General features: G+C 33.7%; 1 protein-coding gene. It reads left to right on the forward strand.

Annotated elements, in window-relative coordinates:
- A partial coding sequence (locus ACGF63_RS22860; protein ID WP_387633375.1) for an IS4 family transposase occupies positions 1 to 1,142 on the forward strand: 1,142 nt, incomplete at its 5' end.
- Positions 1,143 to 1,344: the final 202 nt, after the last annotated feature.

Here is a 1,344-nt window from a genome sequence, read left to right on the forward strand (position 1 = left end):
TTTACTATATTTATGAGAGGTATCCTCCATTGAGTGGTGAAGCTATGGATATATTTAATTCTCTAAATCAATCGTTTTTTGAAACATGTGAAAAAATTGATAAACTTTGGCAAAAAAGGAGAAGAACCATAGATACCAAGATGGTGGTTCTATTCCTTATGAAAATAATCACTGGCAAGAACAAACATGGATATGGTTACATTATTAATGAAATATGGGATAGCTGCATCAGAGAAAAAATACCTTTACCACAACAGAATCCAGTATCACCATCTTCAATGTACGAAGCTCGAATGAAACTTCCTGAAAATTCAATTAAAATAATAAACGAAAATATTCTATTAGAATGGGAAGATAAAAGTGGGATTGGCATGTGGAAGGGGCATCGAGTTTACGCTATCGATGGTTCCAAGTTAAATGTTCCCAGAGGATTGCTGGAAAATGGATATAAAACCCCCAAGAATACGTCCCGACATTATCCCTATGCTATGATGAGTTGTCTTTATGATGTTATGAATGGTTTGATATATGACATTGATCTTGTTGAACATAATAATGAAAGAGCTTGTGCATTGAAGCATTTTTCAAGATTAAAAAATAATGATGTCATTATTTTTGATAGAGGGTATTTTAGTTATTACATGTTACATCAAATCACAAATAATGACTTAAATGCGGTTTTTAGAATTCAAGAAGGCAATAGAAATAAAATTATCAAAAAATTTTCCGAAAGCGCCGAAAGTGATCTGATATTTGAATATACCCCCTCCGAAGCTGTTAAGTCAGATCTCAGAAAAAGAGGGTTGCTTTCAGATTTTCCATCAATTAAGTTACGTTTAATTAAATTCACCAATAAAAACAAACAAATTATTTTCGCCACGACTCTCCTTGAAGAGGATAATTATGAATCAGAAAGTATTTATGAACTATATCACGAGCGGTGGAGTATCGAAGAGTTATATAAAATTTCAAAATCAATTCTTTGCATTGAAGATTTTCACTCACATAACGAGTATGGTGTCAGGCAAGAAATCCATGCACATGTGTTATTATTGAATCTGGCAAGAATATCAGAAGGCGATCTTGATAAGGATATAACTCTCGCTCAAAACACTAACGGTAAAAAAAAACGTGAAGTATAACTTTAAAAATTGTTTATTTTGGGTTGTAGAAAACCTCACTCTTCTAATCTTTGGGGTAAAGAAAACACATCTAAAATCATACTGTTACTCATTACACATGCGAATTGGCAGAATGACTCAACGGTTAAGACCAGGAAGGCACTATCCAAGAAAATCTATGCAGCCCCGAACTCGCTGGAACTGTTTTGGCGCACAGGCATAG

Origin of the sequence: Photorhabdus sp. RM322S (genome assembly GCF_042879395.1) — a bacterium.
GTDB classification, from domain to species: domain Bacteria; phylum Pseudomonadota; class Gammaproteobacteria; order Enterobacterales; family Enterobacteriaceae; genus Photorhabdus; species Photorhabdus khanii.